This window comes from Pseudomonas sp. NPDC089396 (assembly GCF_044749545.1).
GTDB lineage: Bacteria > Pseudomonadota > Gammaproteobacteria > Pseudomonadales > Pseudomonadaceae > Aquipseudomonas.
Genome location: NZ_JBIVIC010000006.1, coordinates 77,392 through 93,365 on the forward strand (window position 1 = coordinate 77,392; position 15,974 = coordinate 93,365).

General features: G+C 65.1%; 17 protein-coding genes. 9 read left to right on the forward strand and 8 right to left on the reverse strand.

All coding sequences use genetic code 11. The features are described 5' to 3' along the window. The first annotated feature begins 13 nt into the window (after positions 1 to 13). Genes hmgA through maiA form a run of 3 tightly spaced genes read left to right on the forward strand, consistent with a single transcriptional unit; the run spans position 14 to position 3,256 of the window. Positions 14 to 1,315, forward strand: a complete 1,302-nt coding sequence (hmgA, locus tag ACIPZB_RS12780) for a homogentisate 1,2-dioxygenase (RefSeq protein ID WP_400640487.1) — start codon at positions 14 to 16, stop codon at positions 1,313 to 1,315. Between the two features lie 3 nt (positions 1,316 to 1,318). Beyond that, entirely contained in the window at positions 1,319 to 2,611 is a 1,293-nt protein-coding gene (gene fahA / locus ACIPZB_RS12785) for a fumarylacetoacetase (RefSeq protein WP_400640488.1), read from the forward strand. Between the two features lie 12 nt (positions 2,612 to 2,623). After that, positions 2,624 to 3,256 carry a maleylacetoacetate isomerase gene (gene maiA / locus ACIPZB_RS12790; RefSeq protein WP_400640489.1) on the forward strand — a complete coding sequence of 211 codons (633 nt, stop codon included), beginning with the start codon at positions 2,624 to 2,626 and terminating at the stop codon, positions 3,254 to 3,256. On the opposite strand, the gene ACIPZB_RS12795 is transcribed toward maiA, so the two are convergent. Further along, complete coding sequence (locus tag ACIPZB_RS12795) at positions 3,250 to 4,056, reverse strand: SirB1 family protein (RefSeq protein WP_400640490.1); 807 nt, start codon at positions 4,054 to 4,056, stop codon at positions 3,250 to 3,252. The two genes, maiA and ACIPZB_RS12795, sit on opposite strands and share 7 nt — an antisense overlap. Before the next feature lie 124 nt (positions 4,057 to 4,180). On the opposite strand from ACIPZB_RS12795, the gene ACIPZB_RS12800 reads away from it, so the two are divergent. Continuing rightward, the gene (locus ACIPZB_RS12800) at positions 4,181 to 5,200 is read left to right on the forward strand and encodes a Glu/Leu/Phe/Val dehydrogenase family protein (protein ID WP_043273873.1); all 1,020 of its coding nucleotides are present in this window, start codon (positions 4,181 to 4,183) and stop codon (positions 5,198 to 5,200) included. Positions 5,201 to 5,412: 212 nt separating this feature from the next. Here ACIPZB_RS12800 and ACIPZB_RS12805 read toward each other — a convergent pair whose 3' ends face one another. Next, positions 5,413 to 5,676, reverse strand: coding sequence for a YebG family protein (locus tag ACIPZB_RS12805; protein ID WP_008096675.1), 264 nt, complete (start codon positions 5,674 to 5,676; stop codon positions 5,413 to 5,415). A gap of 227 nt (positions 5,677 to 5,903) precedes the next feature. Between ACIPZB_RS12805 and ACIPZB_RS12810 the strand changes: the two genes are divergently transcribed. Then, positions 5,904 to 6,374: a phosphate-starvation-inducible protein PsiE gene (locus ACIPZB_RS12810; RefSeq protein ID WP_008096673.1), complete on the forward strand. Its 471-nt coding sequence runs from the start codon at positions 5,904 to 5,906 to the stop codon at positions 6,372 to 6,374. A gap of 2 nt (positions 6,375 to 6,376) precedes the next feature. Here ACIPZB_RS12810 and ACIPZB_RS12815 read toward each other — a convergent pair whose 3' ends face one another. The 5 genes from ACIPZB_RS12815 to ACIPZB_RS12835 form a co-directional block, all read right to left on the reverse strand. Next, a complete protein-coding gene (locus ACIPZB_RS12815; protein WP_400640491.1) occupies positions 6,377 to 6,667 on the reverse strand; it encodes a DUF3509 domain-containing protein in 291 nt (96 codons plus the stop codon). 125 nt (positions 6,668 to 6,792) lie between these two features. After that, positions 6,793 to 7,140 (reverse strand): HPF/RaiA family ribosome-associated protein, encoded by a 348-nt coding sequence (locus tag ACIPZB_RS12820; RefSeq protein WP_008096669.1) that lies wholly within the window; start codon positions 7,138 to 7,140, stop codon positions 6,793 to 6,795. 271 nt (positions 7,141 to 7,411) lie between these two features. Further along, entirely contained in the window at positions 7,412 to 9,739 is a 2,328-nt protein-coding gene (gene fecA, locus ACIPZB_RS12825) for a TonB-dependent Fe(3+) dicitrate receptor FecA (protein WP_400640492.1), read from the reverse strand. A 194-nt stretch (positions 9,740 to 9,933) separates the two neighbouring features. Beyond that, positions 9,934 to 10,860: a FecR domain-containing protein gene (locus ACIPZB_RS12830; protein ID WP_400640493.1), complete on the reverse strand. Its 927-nt coding sequence runs from the start codon at positions 10,858 to 10,860 to the stop codon at positions 9,934 to 9,936. Continuing rightward, the gene (locus ACIPZB_RS12835) at positions 10,857 to 11,351 is read right to left on the reverse strand and encodes a sigma-70 family RNA polymerase sigma factor (protein WP_400640494.1); all 495 of its coding nucleotides are present in this window, start codon (positions 11,349 to 11,351) and stop codon (positions 10,857 to 10,859) included. Before ACIPZB_RS12835 ends, ACIPZB_RS12830 begins: the two co-directional genes overlap by 4 nt. A 169-nt stretch (positions 11,352 to 11,520) precedes the next feature. Between ACIPZB_RS12835 and ACIPZB_RS12840 the strand changes: the two genes are divergently transcribed. From ACIPZB_RS12840 to ACIPZB_RS12850, 3 genes are read left to right on the forward strand one after another with little or no spacing between them, the layout of a single operon-like run. Continuing rightward, positions 11,521 to 11,826, forward strand: a complete 306-nt coding sequence (locus ACIPZB_RS12840; protein ID WP_400640495.1) for a DUF3649 domain-containing protein — start codon at positions 11,521 to 11,523, stop codon at positions 11,824 to 11,826. Next, entirely contained in the window at positions 11,823 to 13,403 is a 1,581-nt protein-coding gene (locus ACIPZB_RS12845) for a PepSY-associated TM helix domain-containing protein (protein WP_400640496.1), read from the forward strand. The genes ACIPZB_RS12840 and ACIPZB_RS12845 overlap by 4 nt, the downstream gene beginning before the upstream one ends. Next, positions 13,397 to 13,723, forward strand: coding sequence for a DUF3325 domain-containing protein (locus tag ACIPZB_RS12850; RefSeq protein WP_400640497.1), 327 nt, complete (start codon positions 13,397 to 13,399; stop codon positions 13,721 to 13,723). The genes ACIPZB_RS12845 and ACIPZB_RS12850 overlap by 7 nt, the downstream gene beginning before the upstream one ends. A 146-nt stretch (positions 13,724 to 13,869) precedes the next feature. Here ACIPZB_RS12850 and ACIPZB_RS12855 read toward each other — a convergent pair whose 3' ends face one another. Then, positions 13,870 to 14,745, reverse strand: coding sequence for a helix-turn-helix domain-containing protein (locus tag ACIPZB_RS12855; protein WP_400640498.1), 876 nt, complete (start codon positions 14,743 to 14,745; stop codon positions 13,870 to 13,872). A gap of 236 nt (positions 14,746 to 14,981) precedes the next feature. On the opposite strand from ACIPZB_RS12855, the gene ACIPZB_RS12860 reads away from it, so the two are divergent. Next, positions 14,982 to 15,884, forward strand: a complete 903-nt coding sequence (locus tag ACIPZB_RS12860; RefSeq protein WP_400640499.1) for a DMT family transporter — start codon at positions 14,982 to 14,984, stop codon at positions 15,882 to 15,884. The last annotated feature ends 90 nt before the right edge of the window (positions 15,885 to 15,974 follow it).

Consider the following 15,974-nt stretch of genomic DNA (forward strand, 5'->3'; position numbering starts at 1 on the left):
CCCGGAGGCATCGATGAACCGCGACACGTCCCCCGACCTTCAGTACCTGAGCGGCTTCGGCAACGAATTCGCCTCTGAAGCCCTGCCCGGCGCATTGCCCATCGGGCAGAACTCGCCGCAGAAGGCCCCCTACGGGCTGTATGCCGAGCTGCTGTCGGGTACGGCGTTCACCATGGCCCGCAGCGAGCTGCGCCGCACCTGGCTGTACCGCATCCGCCCCTCGGCGCTGCACCCGCGTTTCGAGCGCCTGGAGCGCCAGCCGCTGGTCGGCCCGCTGGGCGCGGTCACCCCCAATCGCCTGCGCTGGAACCCGCAACCGATCCCCAGCGAGCCCACCGATTTCATCGAAGGCTGGTTGCCCATGGTGGCCAATTCGGCCGCTGAAAAGCCGGCGGGGGTGAGCATCTACATCTACTGCGCCAACCGCTCCATGGACCGGGTGTTCTTCAACGCCGACGGCGAGCTGCTGCTGGTGCCCGAGCAAGGTCGCCTGCGCATTGCCACGGAACTTGGGGTGATGGTGGTGGAGCCGCTGGAGATTGCGGTGATCCCGCGGGGCATGAAGTTCCGGGTCGAGCTGCTCGATGGCCAGGCGCGTGGTTACCTCGCGGAAAACCATGGCGCGCCGCTGCGCCTGCCGGACCTGGGCCCGATCGGCAGTAATGGCCTGGCCAACCCGCGCGACTTCCTCACTCCTGTGGCGCACTACGAAGTAGCCGAAGGGCCGGTGCAGCTGGTGCAGAAATTCCTGGGCGAGCACTGGGCCTGCGAGCTGCAGCATTCGCCCCTGGACGTGGTCGCCTGGCACGGTAGCAACGTGCCCTACAAGTACGACCTGCGCCGTTTCAACACCCTTGGCACGGTCAGTTTCGATCACCCGGACCCGTCGATCTTCACCGTCCTCACCTCGCCGAGCAGTGTGCACGGCCTGGCCAACATGGACTTCGTGATCTTCCCACCGCGCTGGATGGTGGCGGAAAACACCTTCCGACCCCCGTGGTTCCACCGCAACCTGATGAACGAGTTCATGGGCCTGATCAGCGGTGCCTACGATGCCAAGGCCGAAGGCTTCCTGCCGGGAGGCGCCTCGCTGCACGGTGTGATGAGCGCCCACGGGCCCGATGCCGACACCTGCGAAAAAGCCATCGCCGCCGACCTCGCGCCGCACAAGATCGACAACACCATGGCCTTCATGTTCGAGACCAGCCAGGTGCTGCGTCCGAGCCGCCACGCCCTCGAATGCCCGCAATTGCAGGCCGACTACGATAGTTGCTGGGCCACCTTGCCGAGCACCTTCAACCCGAACCGGAGATAACCGATGAACCAGACCGCCATTGCCCGTAGTTGGGTCAAGCACGCCAACGGGCACCGCGACTTCCCGCTGCAGAACCTGCCGCTGGGCATCTTCAGCCGTCCGGGCGAAGCGCTGCGCTGTGGCGTGGCCATCGGCGATGCCATCCTGGACCTGGAAGCCGTGCTGGCTGCCGGGCTGTTCGAAGGCCAGGCCAAGGCCGCCGTCGAGGCTACCCGTGGCGGCGCGCTGAATGCCTTCTTTGCCCTCGGCCGCACTGCCCGAGTGGCCCTGCGCGAGCGCCTGCTGGTGCTGTTGGGCGAGCACAGCGAGCACCAGGCGGCGCTGAACGCGGCGCTGTATCCGGCCAGCGAATGCCAGCTGCACATGCCGGCCAAGGTGGGCGACTACACCGACTTCTACGTGGGCATCCAGCACGCCACCAACGTCGGCAAACTGTTCCGCCCCGACAACCCGCTGCTGCCCAACTACAAGTACGTGCCGATCGGCTACCACGGCCGCGCTTCGACCCTGCGTCCTTCGGGCACCGATGTCCGCCGCCCCAAAGGCCAGACGCTGCCGGCCGGCCACACCGAGCCGAGCTTCGGCCCTTGCGCACGCCTGGACTACGAACTGGAGCTGGGCATCTGGATCGGCCAGGGCAACGAGATGGGCCAGGCCATTCCGATCGCCGAGGCTGAGCAGCACCTGGCTGGCCTGTGCCTGCTCAACGACTGGTCGGCGCGAGATATCCAGGCTTGGGAATACCAGCCTCTGGGCCCGTTCCTGTCGAAAAGTTTCATCACCTCGATCTCGCCCTGGGTAGTGACCGCCGAAGCGCTGGAGCCGTTCCGCCGTGCCCAGCCGGCGCGCCCTGAGGGTGACCCGCAACCGCTGCCGTACCTGCTGGATCAGCGTGACCAGGCCACCGGTGCGTTCGATATCGAACTGGAAGTGCTGCTGCTGACCGAGCGCATGCGCGAGCAGGGCTTGCCAGCCCACCGCCTGGCGCTGAGCAATACCCTGAACATGTACTGGACCGTGGCGCAACTGATCGCCCACCACAGCGTCAACGGCTGCCAGTTGCAGCCAGGCGACCTGTTCGGTTCGGGCACCTTGTCCGGTGCGACCCCAGATGCCTTCGGCAGCCTGCTGGAGACCACCGTGGGCGGCAAGCAGCCAGTCGAGCTGGCCAGTGGCGAGCTGCGCAAGTTCCTCGAAGACGGCGACGAGATCATCCTGCGCGCCCGTTGTCAGGGCGACGGCGTGGCCAGCATCGGCTTCGGTGAATGCCGCGGCAAGATCATCGCAGCCAACTGAGGGGGCAGGGCCATGGAGCTGTATACCTATTACCGTTCCACCTCGTCTTATCGGGTACGCATCGCCCTGGCGCTCAAGGGCCTGGATTACCAGGCCCTGCCGGTCAACCTGCTGAAGGGTGAGCAACGCGGCAGCGACTATGTGGCGCTGAACCCGCAGGGCCGAGTGCCGGCCCTGCGTACCGATGGCGGCGAACTGCTGGTGCAGTCGCCGGCGATCATCGAGTACCTGGAGGAGGTTTATCCACAGCCTGCGCTGTTACCCACAGGCGCCGAGGCGCGGGCCAAGGTGCGTGGCGTGGCGGCAATCATCGGTTGCGATGTGCACCCGCTGCACAACGTCAGTGTGCTCAACCAGCTGCGCCAGCTGGGGCATGACGAGGGACAGGTCAACCAGTGGATTGCCCACTGGATCGGCCAGGGCCTGGCCGCGGTGGAACAACTGATTGGCGACCAGGGCTTCTGCTTCGGCGACCAGCCGGGCCTGGCGGATGTCTACCTGATCCCGCAGCTGTATGCGGCCGAACGTTTCAACATCGACCTCGGCGGTTATCCACGTATTTGTCGGGTCGCGGCACTGGCCGCCGGGCACCCGGCTTTCGCCAAGGCGCATCCCGCCTGCCAGGTGGACACCCCCGCTCAGTGAATCGAATGGTTCTCCGCTGGAAGCTTGCCGATACGTTCGGACAGCTTCAGGCGCTGGACCGGGTCATCGGTCAGCAGCAGCGCATGCTCCAGGTCGAATCGCTCGGCCTGTGGGCATTCCAGGTGCTGGTACAAGGACGCGCGCGTCATGTAGTCGCTGACCTGCACCGGCCCCAGTTGCATGACCCGTTCGGCATCGACCAGCGCGGCCAGGTGGTTGTCGTTGCTGATGTGCAGCTGGCGCAGGTTGCGCGACAGGCGCTGGAGCATCTGCGCCGGGCTGGCCGTGCGCAGGTGCTCGGCGGTGAGCGGCACATGCGGGCCGAACTGGCGTGCCAGTAATTCGCGGCAATCATTGGGGTACAGACGCCGGCCACCACAAGGGTCGAGCAGATGATCGGCACCGGGTACGCGAAGCAGGAAGTGCCCCGGGAACGCCACCCCCTCCAGCGGGATCGACAGGCGTCGGGCCAGCTCCAGGGTGATGATGGCCAGAGCCAGCGGTTGGCCTCGGCGACGATGCAGCACTTTGTCCAACAGCGCCGCCTGCGGGCGCAGCGGATGAAATTCGTCCTGCTGGAAACCCAGCGCAGTCAGCTGACGCAGCAGTGGTTGGGCCAGTTCGCATACGGGCAGCATCGGCAGCCTGGCGCTGATCTCACGTTGCAGGTCCTGGATTATTGCAAGAGAGGTTGCGGGCTCGACCTTTCGATCGTGCTCGACGGCAATCCACAAGGCGGCTTCCAGCAGGGCGACAGGCTCGCATTCCATGCAGGCCAGGCAGGCTTTACGTGGGTTCATCGGGCTTCTCCACACACGTTTGAGTATTAGCTCTGGCGCCGTGTTTCGTCCAGTGGTCCGCCCGCAGCGCCAGGTATGGCCGCGTGCCTATACTGGTAGGAGCACCTCGATGGGGAGCCCGCCGATGTTCGCGCTGATGCAAAGCACCCGTACCCAGTCGCTGCACCTGTTCATCGACCCGCCTACCGGCCTCAAGGCCGTGGTGGCCATTCACAGCGAGCACCTGGGCCCGGCGATGGGCGGTTGCCGCTACTTGCCGTATGCCGATGACGAGAGCGCCATGACCGATGCCATCCGCCTGGCCCAGGGCATGAGCTACAAGGCGGCATTGGCCGGGCTGGCGCTGGGCGGCGGCAAGGCCGTGATCATGCGCAACCCCCATGTGGAAAACCGCGCCGCGTTGTTCGAGGCCTTTGGCCGTTTCATCGATACCCTGCACGGGCGCTTCATCATTGCCGTGGACAGCGGCACCTCGACGGTGGACATGGACTGCATCGCCCAGAGCACGCCCCATGTCACCAGCACCACGGCCTCCGGCGACCCCTCGCCGCATGCGGCCATGGGCGTGTTCGCCGGCATCCGTGCGACGTCCCAGGCGCGTTTGGGCAGCGGCAATCTCGAAGGGCTGCGGGTGGCGGTGCAGGGCCTGGGCAATGTCGGTTACGCGCTGGCCGAGCAGTTGCACGCGGCGGGGGCGGAACTGCTGGTCAGTGACCTCGACCCTGGCCGGGTGCGCCTGGCGGTGGAGCAGTTCAACGCCCATCCGGTAACCAACGACGCGCTGATCAGCACCCCCTGCGATATTTTCGCGCCCTGCGGCGTAGGGCCGGTGCTCACTGGCCAGAGCGTGATGCAACTGCGCTGCGCGGCAGTGGCGGGGGCGGCGAACAACCAGCTGACCACTTTGCAGGTGGCTGACCAGCTGGAGTCCCGCGGGATTCTGTATGCGCCGGATTACGTGATCAATGCTGGCGGGCTGATCTACGTGGCGATGACGCACCGTGGTGAAGACCTTGGAACCATCACGGCGCACCTGGCACGGATACCCTCACGACTGACCGAAGTGTTCGCCCATGCCCAGGCCGAGAAGCGCTCGCCGGCGCGGGTGGCGCAGATGCTGGCGGAGCGGTTGCTGTACGGCTGATGCTGCGCCGGCCGCTTCGCGGACACGCCCCACAGGTACAACACACGTTCTGAAAGCTGAGGTTTCCCCCTGTGGGAGCCGGCTTGCCGGCGATAGGGCCCTGACAGGCTGCTAAAAGCGACAGCTTTATGCCTGCCCCGGCCCCATCGCCGGCAAGCCGGCTCCCACAGGGATCGCGCAATCTTTTGGGTTGTTGTCAGTGTGCCCCACAGTCACTCGGCTGCGTTGGCTTCGAGCAGCTCCGCCAGGGCATCCGGTTGGCTCTTGAACGCCCGGGCGAACACATCGCGGTTCTTGGCCATGTAGATACCCGCTTCCTCGACCTGCTGCTCGGTCAGCGAAGGCACCGCCTTTTGCAACACCTCGGCCAGGCGCTCGGCCAGTTCGAGCATCTTGTCATGACGATCTGCTTCGGCCTTATCCATGAACAAGCGCTCCGGGTCGCGGCTGCTTCGGTACACCACTTCGACGGCCATTCATCACCTCTGTGCCTTTTTGCGGTTGGGTTATTCGATTACTGTATGCGCATACAGTAATGGCATGACGCTTCTGGCGCAAGCCTTGCTGCAAAAAAGCCTGGCCTACAGGTGCCTTGCGGCAATCGGTCGCCTTCCAAGGCGAGGGCCTGGCCCTTTAACTGCATGGCACAAGCGTCACAGTGATGACGCATCATCCTTCAGGTCGTATCGGGGAGTTGGACATCGTGAACATCAAATGGGCTGAAAAGCTGCGCAAGGGGTTGCATGGCTCGGCCGATTCGCTGGGCAATCTGTGTGTCGAGGGGTTTCATTACCTGGCGCTGTTCGGCATCGGTGCGATCACGGCCTATGCGGCGGTAGTGACCTTCCTCGACATGCTCGGCAAGGGCGGGGTCAGCGTCGATGACATCCTGCTGCTGTTCATCTACCTGGAGCTGGGGGCGATGGTCGGGATCTACTTCAAGACCAACCACATGCCGATCCGCTTCCTGCTCTACGTGGCGATCACCGCACTGACGCGCCTGCTGATCGGCGACGTCTCGCACCACAAGGCGCCGGACGTGGGCCTTCTGTATGTGTGCGGCGGCATCCTGCTGCTGGCCTTCGCGATCCTGGTAGTGCGCTACGCCTCGTACCGCTACCCGTCGACCAAGGTGCTGGATGCCAACGGCAAAGAAGTGGAAGACGGCAAGTAGGCTCAGTTGGCCCTGAAGTGGCTGGGTGCGTGGCGTGGGTCGCGGGTCAGCGCGGCCAGAACCTGCAAGGGGTTCTGCCCCAGCTCGATGGCCAGGCCCAGGCGAATGCTGTCGATGACCCGCTGCAGGCGCACCGGGTCGTTGCGCTGGGCCTGGCTGATCAGGCGCTTGGCGGCGACGCCTGCGTCGTCGGAGAGGGTCAGCATGATGCTGCCGTCCAGGCTTTCGATGCTCAGGTTGACCCGGTATTCGGGGGCGAAGGCGGCGCTGATCTGCTCGAATGGGTTGTTCATGCTTGGGGTCTGCAAAGATTGACTGCAGAAGTTGACCCGGCATTTGCCAGGTTGGTTCAGGGCCATTGATCGCCACAAACGAAAACGCCCGGCATTAGCCGGGCGTTGTTGTTCATGGGCGTGAATCAGGCGTCGGGGTCACTCAGCTCCAGGACGCCGCGCTTGCTGCGCAGTTTGCCGTAGAAGTGTTCCAGCGCGTTGTTCAGCTTGCTGGCGGCACCGTCGACCGCCTGGTCCAGCGAGGTGGCGGTGTGGGTCACGGAAATCGGTTGGTGGCCTTTGGGGCGAGCCTCCATTTGGCAACGTTTGTCATGCGGACCGGGTTTGGCACCGTTGTCGTCGCGCAGGTGCACCTCGATGCGGGTGAGGTCCTCCTCGTAACGTTCGAGTGTGGCTTCCAGCGTACTGCGGACCCACTCGTTGAGACGGATGTTGCCTTCGATATGGTTGCTGCTGTTGACCTGGATTTGCATGATTCAATCCTTATTCAGCTTGCTCGCATGGAGGCGTGCCTAGGCCCTTGAGGGACCTGGAATTTCTTCGCCTCTTGACTCTAAGGTCAGGCAACCGAGGAATGATTTCAACCCCCTTTTGAAAATAAATTTCCTGTTGCAAATGAGCTGAAAGGGGGCTGCTTTGCAGCCCAATCGCTGGCAAGCCAGCTCCCACAGGTAATGCAGTGCCTCGGACGATGTGGGAGCCGGCTTGCCGGCGATTGGGCCGCAAAGCGGCCCCGGCACGCCATCAGAACTCAACCGAAGTCTGCACATACAAGGTCCGCGGCTCACCCACATACTTGCCCTTGTTGTTGTCATCGTACGAGCGCGTGTAGTACTCACGGTTGAACAGGTTCTTAACCCCCACAGCAACCTTCAGGTTCGACACCTGCGGCCCGAAGTCATACCCGGCGCGGGTGCTCACCAGCATGTAGCCGGGGATGCGCCCGGTACTGCCGTCGGCACTCTCGGCGCTGGTGTTGGCATTGTCCGCGTACTGGCTGCTCTGGAAGCTGCCATCGAGGTTCAACTGCCACGGCCCCTCGGTATACCCCACGCCCAGGTTGCCCTTGTGCCGCGACGAGAACGGCACCTGGTTGCCCTTGTTCGGCCCGTCTTCGCGGATGGTGGCGTCGACGAAGGCGTAGCTGGCATGCACGTCGAAACCGGCCAGCGCAGGGCTCAGGCCGTCGAGGGCGTAGCGCACGCTGGTCTCGATGCCCTGGTGGCGGGTTTCGCCGCGGGCGATCACCGAGTCGTTGGTCTGGTTGCTTTCGTACTGGTTGTCGAAGTTGATCAGGAACGCGCCGATCTCGGCTTGCAGGTCGCCGTTGTCGTAGCGGGTACCGACCTCCCAGGTGCGGGCTTTCTCCGGCTTGACCTCGCCACTGCTGACGCGGTTGGGCATCTGGCTGTACTGCACGCTGCCGAACGAGCCTTCGGTATTGGCGTACAAATTCCAGTTGTCGGTCAGGTGGTACATCACGTTGAGCGCCGGCAGGGCGGTGTTGTAGCTGCCCTGGTAGCGCTGGCCGCTGAGCTTGTTGCTCTGCTCGGAGTCGATCATCTCGTAGCGGATGCCCGGGGTGATGGTCCAGCGGCCGATGTCGATGCGGTCATCCAGGTAGAGGGCATGGGCTTCGGTGCTGCCACGGGTGTCGCGGTCGTTGCGGCTGGCGGTGGTGGGCAGGTCGCCGTTGACCGGTTCGCGGTAGCGCAGTTCGTGGCCGGCTTCGTTGACGTAGCGGTAACCGATGCCCAGTTCATGCCAGCTCTCGCCCAGGGCCAGGCCTTGCGAGAACCGTGTCTCGATGCCGCGAACCCAGTATTCGCGTGGCGACAGCGAAACGAAGTTGCCCTGGTCCAGGTAGCCGCTGCGCAGGGTCTTGGTGAAGAAGCTGTTGACGCTGAACTGGCGGTCGTCCTGCTTGTAGTCGTAGCCGAAGTTGAACAGCGTACGGCGGCCCCAGAACTTGTCCTGCAGGCGCGTCGACTGGTACGGGTCGTCGTCGAAGTCGGCCGTGCTCAGCCCGCCGGGCATCTGCGCCTCGCCCTCGTAGTACTGGGCCATGGCATGCAGGCTGTTGGCGTCGTCGAGTTGCAGCTTGCCCTTGAGGATCAGGTCGTCGATCTGCGTGTCGCTGTGCTCGCGCCAGTCGCTGCCGCGCACGCCCGAGTACAGCAATGCACCGCCCAGGCCGTTGTCGTTGGTACCACCGACCAGCAGGTTGGCGCTGTTCTTGAGGCCGTCCTGGCTGGAGGACGGGCTGAGCTGGTTCTGCATGGCGGCCTTGAAGGTCGCCTGTTCGGGAATGGCGCGGGTGACGAAGTTGACGATCCCGCCGACGTTCTGCGGGCCATAGCGCACGGCACCGCCGCCGCGCACCACGTCCACCGCGTCCATGTTGCCCATGCTGATCGGCGCCAGCGACAGCTGCGGCTGGCCGTAGGGCGCGAAGGGCACCGGGATGCCGTCCATCAGTACGGTGGAGCGGGAGGCCAGGCGTGGGTTGAGGCCGCGAATGCCGAAGTTCAGTGCCAGGTCGTGGCTGCCGGTGCCGTTGTTGTCCGGGGCGTTGACGCCGGGAATACGGTTGAGCACTTCGCGCGCCGTGGTCGCGCCATCGCGTTCGAATGCCTCACGGCGTACCACGTCGCGCGCACCGGGGTGCTCGAAGACATTGTCCTGGCGCGCATCGGCCAGCCAGTCGCCGACCACGGTCGAGGCGCCCAGCTCCACGGCCGCTGACGCAGCAGGGGTTGTTACAGGCTGCAGGCTGAAGGCGTTGTCGGTTTCCTGCCGCGCTTGCAGGCCGCTGCCACGCAACAGCGCGTCGAGGCCCTGGGCGACATCGTATTGGCCATCCAGGCCTTGGGTATTCAGGCCCTGGGTCAGTTGCGAGCCGAACGAGATCAGCGCGCCGCTTTCGCGCCCGAACTGGTTCAAGGCATCTTCCAGCGAGCCGGCGGCGATGTGGTAGGTGTGTGCTTCGGCGGCCTGCAGGGCAGGTGAGGCTAGACCGAGGCTGGTGGCCAGCAGCAGGGCGTGGACGAGCGGGGTAGGGCGCTGGAACATCGAGAAGGGTCCTGTAGGAAGGGGGTCTGCCTTCTCTGTCACGCGAGGTTGGAAAAGTGGCTCAACCGATTGGAAAATTTTTCTTGTAGGAGCGGCCTTGTGTCGCGAAAGGGCTGCGCAGCAGCCCCAGGATTACAGCGGCGCTACACATTGCTGGGGCTGCTGCGCAGCCCTTTCGCGACACAAGGCCGCTCCTACACCCGCGCTTCAACGGTCACCCAGTACCGGGTGAAGCGTCGCACCCGCACCGGCAACGCCACTTCCAGCATGTGCAGGATCCGCTCACTGTCATCCAGCGGGTAGGAGCCGGAAACCCGCAGGTTCGCGACCGTCTCGCTGCACCCCAGTTGCCCTTGGCGATAACGGCCAAGCTCGGCAAGGAAATCCACCAGGCGCATCTGCGCAGCCACGAGCATGCCGTCGACCCAGGCGCCACTGTTGCGATCGAGCGGTGCGATGGCCTGCCAGCCGTGCGCGCCGAAGCGGGCCCGTTGCCCGGCCTGCAGCGCCTGCCCTGCGAAACTGGCCGTGCCACTGAACACCGACACCAGGCTGAAGCCTTCGAAAGCCCGCACGTTGAAACGGCCGCTGTCCAGTTGCAGGGTGCCCTCATCGGTGCGCAGCACGAGCGGGCGTGAATCACCGGCCACATCCAGCGCCAGTTCGCCTTCGCGCAGTCGCACCAGGCGCTGCTGGCCATCGAAGCGCACATCGGCGGCGCTGCGGGTATTGAGCTGCAGCAGGCTGCCATCGTCCAGCTGCAGGCGCCGCCGTTGCCCCACGGGGCTGCGGTAGTCGGCCATCAATCCGGGGAGCGGATTGTGAGACTGCAGCCCCAGGCCGGTGGCGCTGGCCACACCGAACAGCAGCAGCGCCTTGAGCGCTCGACGTCGGGCGGCCGAGGGTGGGGCTTGCAGCGTGGCGTGCACCACCGGCGAGGCGACCCCGCGCAAGCGTCGGTTGACCTGCTGGATATGCGCCCAGGCGCGCTGGTGCTCGTGGTCAGCCACCAGCCAGCGCTGCAGCGCCTGTTGCTGGGCCAGATCGAAGTCGTCGCCCTGGGATTCGATCAGCCAGTGCACGGCCTGTTCGGCGACTTGCGCCGAGAATGACGTGTTCACAGGGCGAAGTAGCAGCGCAGGGCTGCCTTGTTCAGGTAGCGCTTGACCGTGGCCAGCGAAATGTCCAGCTCGCGGGCGATCTCGGTCTGGCCCATGCCGTCGACCTGGGCCAGCAGGAACACGCGCTTGACCAGTGGCGGCAGGCCATCGAGCAAGCGGTCGAGCTCCAGCAGGGTCTCGAAGATGATCGCCTTCTGCTCTTCACTCGGGGCAACGTTTTCCGGCAGCTGGGCCAGGGCTTCCAGGTAGGCGCGCTCCAGCTCCTGGCGGCGGAAGTGGTTGCACAGTACGCGCTTCGCCACGGTGGCGAGAAAGGCGCGCGGCTCGATCAGCTGGGGTGCCTCGCGTGCTTGCAGTAGGCGCACATAGGTGTCCTGCGCCAGGTCGGCAGCACTGTGCGGGCAACCCAGGCGACGGCGCAGCCAGCCGGTCAGCCAGTTGTGATGGGCGTGGTAGAGACCTTCGACCGTGGAAGAGAGGGCGCTGGGCACCGAGATACTCCGGCGCCTGCGTAGCGCAACTGGTAGTAAGAATTGTTCGCATTGTAGTGGGGCTGAGTGTTCTCGGCAATCCGTCCCTGCGAAAGCGCGACGGGCAGTCTTTGCTTGTGAGAATTGAAATCATTACTATTGCACACCCAAATTCTTCCGGACCTTCGCCATGAAGCGCAACGCCGCCGGGCTCCCTCTCAGCTATCGCCTGGCTGTGACCTCACGCAGCCTGGCTGCGCTGCTGGGCGGTTACCTGTTGGCGTCCATGGCCAGTGTCTGCATCAGCCTGCTGCTGCCGCTGCCGCAGGTCGACGCGGCCCTGACCGGCATGATGCTGTCGTTCGTTTTCTACCTGTTGGCCTTCATCTGGTGCTTCGCCTGCCGCAGCGCGTGGCGCGCCTGGCTCGGCATGCTGGTGCCAAGCCTGCTGCTGGGGCTGCTGAACGGGTTCGTGTACTGGATGAAAAACCCATGAAGGAAGGCTTCCGCCAGGCGATGGCCTGGTTGCACACCTGGACCGGCCTGATTTTCGGCTGGCTGCTGTTCGCCATCTTCCTGACCGGCACGCTGTCGTACTTCAAGGATGAAATCAGCCACTGGACGCAGCCCGAGGTTCGCCGCCATGCGCTCGACCCGGTGGCCAGCCTGGGCCTGGCCCAGCGCTACCTGGAGGCCAATGCCGGGCACGCCGAGCGCTGGATGATCCGCCTGCCCAACGCCCGCGAGGCGGCGCTGGAGGTGAGCTGGCGCGAGCCTGGAAGTGGTCGCCGGGGAGGCGTCAGCAAGCCGCTCGACGCCCACACCGGGCAACCCGTCGAGGTCCGTGACAGCCGTGGTGGCGAGTTCTTCTACCGCTTCCACTTCCAGCTGCAGATGCCGCACCCCTGGGGCCGCTGGCTGGCGACCTTCTGCGCGTTCATCATGCTGCTTGGCCTGGTCACCGGCATCATCACCCACAAGAAGATCTTCAAGGAATTCTTCACTTTCCGCCCCGGCAAGGGCCAGCGCTCATGGCTGGACGGGCACAACGCCATTGGCGTGCTGGTGCTGCCGTTCCACCTGATGATCAGCTACAGCAGCCTGGTGATCTTCATGTACATGGTCATGCCGGCCAGCATCATGGCCAGCTATGGCGGCAGCACCGAGGGCTATTTCAACGACCTGTTCGGCCGCGAAGAGGTGCCCAAGGTGGCCAATGCGGCGGCGCCGCTGGTGCCGCTGGCCAGCCTGTACGCTCAGGTTCAGCAGCAGGTGCCCGGTGCGGCCATGGGCTATGTCCAGGTGTACAACCCGGGCGACCGCAATGCCCGGGTCAGCTTCACCCAGTCCGCAGCCGAGAGCATCGCCTACCAGCGCAGCGCCACCTGGATGTTCGACGGCGCCACGGGCCAGTTGCTGACCCAGGGCGCCCCGGAAAGCGCGACGATGATGACCGCGTTCAGCGTGGTCGGCCTGCACATGGGCAACTTCGCCGGGCCTTGGCTGCGCTGGCTGTATTTCGTCTTCGGCATCGCCGGGACTGCGGTCATCGGCACGGGCCTGGTGATGTGGCTGGGCAAACGCCAGCTCAAGCACGCCAAGCGTGAACGGCTGCCGGGCGAGCTGCGCCTGGTCGAAGTGCTCAACATCGCCGGCATGAGCGGCCTGCTGCTCGCCGTGGCCGGGTTCTTCTGGGCCAACCGGCTGTTGCCCATGGCCTGGCCAGGGCGGGCCGACTGGGAAGTGAACAGCTTCTTCCTGGTCTGGCTGGTGGCGCTGGTGCATGCCGTGCTGCGCCCAGGGCGCAAGGCGTGGGGCGAGCAACTGGCCCTTGGCGCGTTGGCGTTCGCGCTGCTGCCGTTGCTCAATGGCCTGACGACCGGGCAAGGGCTGAACCATTCACTGGTAGCGGGTGACTGGGCCATGGCCGGGTTTGACTTGACCGCGCTGGGTACCGGGCTGTTCCTCGCCTGGGCGGCGGGCAAGATGCTGCGCGCGCCAAAATCCGTCGCCAAGCGCGCCCCACGCGCGCCCAGAGCGACGGTGGATTCGACCGAGGTGAGCGGATGCTGAGCGTTGCCCTGATCGCTTTTGCCGGCTTCGCCGCCCTGTGCATGGCCATGGACAGGCACTTCAGCGAACTGCTCGGACGCAAGCCGGGCTCAGGCCAACTGCGTCTGTTGCGCTGCGCGGGGTGGTTGCTGCTGGCGCTGTCGCTGGCGATAGCCATGCACCTGCGTGGCTGGGCCCATGGCCTGGTGGAGTGGATCGCGGTGTCGATGGCCGGTGTCACCCTGTGGGTATTCGGCATGCCGTACCAGCCACGGCTGCTGCTGGGCTTGGCTGCCATCAGCCTGGTACTGGGGCCGTTGCTGGCCGCATTGGCCAGGTGATGCCTTGATCGAACAAGACAGCGACGGGGCTGCTGCGCAGCCCATCGCCGGCAAGCCGGCTCCCACAGGTACACCACAACCTTGAAAACAGAGGCGTACCCTGTGGGAGCCGGCTTGCCGGCGATGGCCGCTCAGTGGCTCTGGAGTCAGGCGCTAAGCGCTGCCCGGTACTCGCCAGGCGTTGCACCCAGAGCCTGACGAAAGCGGTTGCTGAAATGGCTGGCACTGGCAAAGCCACACATCAGCGCCACCTGCCCCAGGGGTAGTTCACCCAGGCGCAACAGCTGGCATGCCCGCTGCAGCCGCCGCGCCAGCAGGTACTGATGCGGCGGCAGGCCAAAGCTTTCGCGAAACATCCGCGCGAAGTGGTATTCGGAGAGGTTGCAGCGCAGCGCCAGCTCGCCCAGGGTCATGGGCTGATCCAGATGAGCCTCGATGTACTCCTGCAGTTGCCGGCGCTGAATCGGCGCCAACCCACCTTTCAAGCGCAGACCCTGGCGCAAACCCACCTGACTGAGCACCGCGTGATCGACGATCTCGTGCGCCAGGCTGCTGGCCAGCAAGCGCTCGCCGGGCTCATCCCAATCCAGGCTTATCAACTGCCGAAAGCGCAGCGACTGCTGTGGGTCGTCGAGAAACGTCGCTTCCTGCAGCTGCACCTCGCGCGGTTCGCGGTCGAGCAGGCGCACGCAGCCCAGGGCGAATTGTGCCTCGCTGATGTAAAGGTGCGCGAGGCGGATCGAGCCGTTGACCACCCAGTTCGATTCGTGGCCGGCCGGCATGATGCACAGCTTGTTCGGCGCGCCTTTGTCCGCCGGGCGCTGGCGGCGGTGGGTGCCGGTGCCGTCGGCGATGTAGCAGGACAGCGTGTGGTGGCTTGGCGCCTGGTAGTCGCGGGCATCGTCGCGGTTGTTCCACAACGCCGCTGCCAGGCCGTCGCCCAGGTGCGCGCTATGCTCCAGCCGGGCGTGGGGCGAGGCGTGCATGGCGTTGAACACTTGCAACTGGCTGAGCGGGGTCATGGGCGATTCCTCTGGGGCCATCGTACTGCTACTGGGACAGGGTGGCAGCAGGCGATGTGAGAAAACCGCAAGAATGTGCAAGCGCGGTGCGGCAGGCGGCGGAACACTGGTGGCCTTGGCGAGGGCTGCGCCCTCGATCGCCGGCAAGCCAGCTCCTACAGGTACCTGTGGGAGCTGGCTTGCCGGCGATGGGCCGCAAAGCGGCCCCATGATCGAACGCCCAAGGAGCCCCACCCATGAACCTGTCCCTGTACCTGCTCACTGTCCTGATCTGGGGCACCACCTGGATCGCCCTGAAACTGCAATTGGGCGTGGTCGCCATCCCGGTGTCGATCGTCTACCGCTTCGCCCTGGCCGGCCTGATCCTGTTCGCCATCCTCCTGCTCTCGCGCCGCCTGCAGCCGATGAACCGGCGCGGCCACCTGATCTGCCTGGCCCAGGGTTTCTGCCTGTTCTGCGTCAATTTCATGTGCTTTCTCACGGCCAGCCAGTGGATCGCCAGTGGCCTGATCGCCGTGGTGTTCTCGACCGCGACGCTGTGGAATGCGCTGAATGCGCGGGTGTTCTTCGGCCAGAAGATCGCCAGCAACGTACTCGGCGGCGGGGCGCTCGGCTTGCTGGGGCTGGGCCTGCTGTTCTGGCCCGAGCTGGCACACCATGCGGCCAGCCGCGAAACCCTGTACGGCCTGGGCCTGGCCCTGCTTGGCACCCTGTGCTTCTCGGCCGGCAACATGCTGTCGAGCATGCAGCAGAAGGCCGGGCTCAAGCCGATGACCACCAATGCCTGGGGCATGGTTTATGGCGCGGTGATGCTGGCCGGGTATTGCGTGGTCAGTGGCGTTCCGTTCGCCATGGAATGGAATACGCGTTACATCGGTTCGCTGCTGTACCTGGTCATACCGGGTTCGGTGATCGGCTTTACCGCTTACCTGACCCTGGTCGGGCGCATGGGGCCGGAGCGGGCGGCCTATTGCACGGTGCTGTTCCCGCTGGTGGCGCTGAATGTGTCGGCGTTTGCCGAGGGGTATGTGTGGACGGCGCCGGCGTTGCTGGGGCTGGTGGCGGTGATGGCGGGGAATGTGCTGGTGTTCCGCAAGCCCAAGGGCGCGGTGAAGGGGGGAGTGGTGTTGGCCAAGTAGGCAGTTTTCGCCTGTTCCGGCCCTATCGCCGGCAAGCCGGCTCCCACAGGTGCGCCACTGTTCTCAAGGTTGTGGTGTTACCTGTGGGAG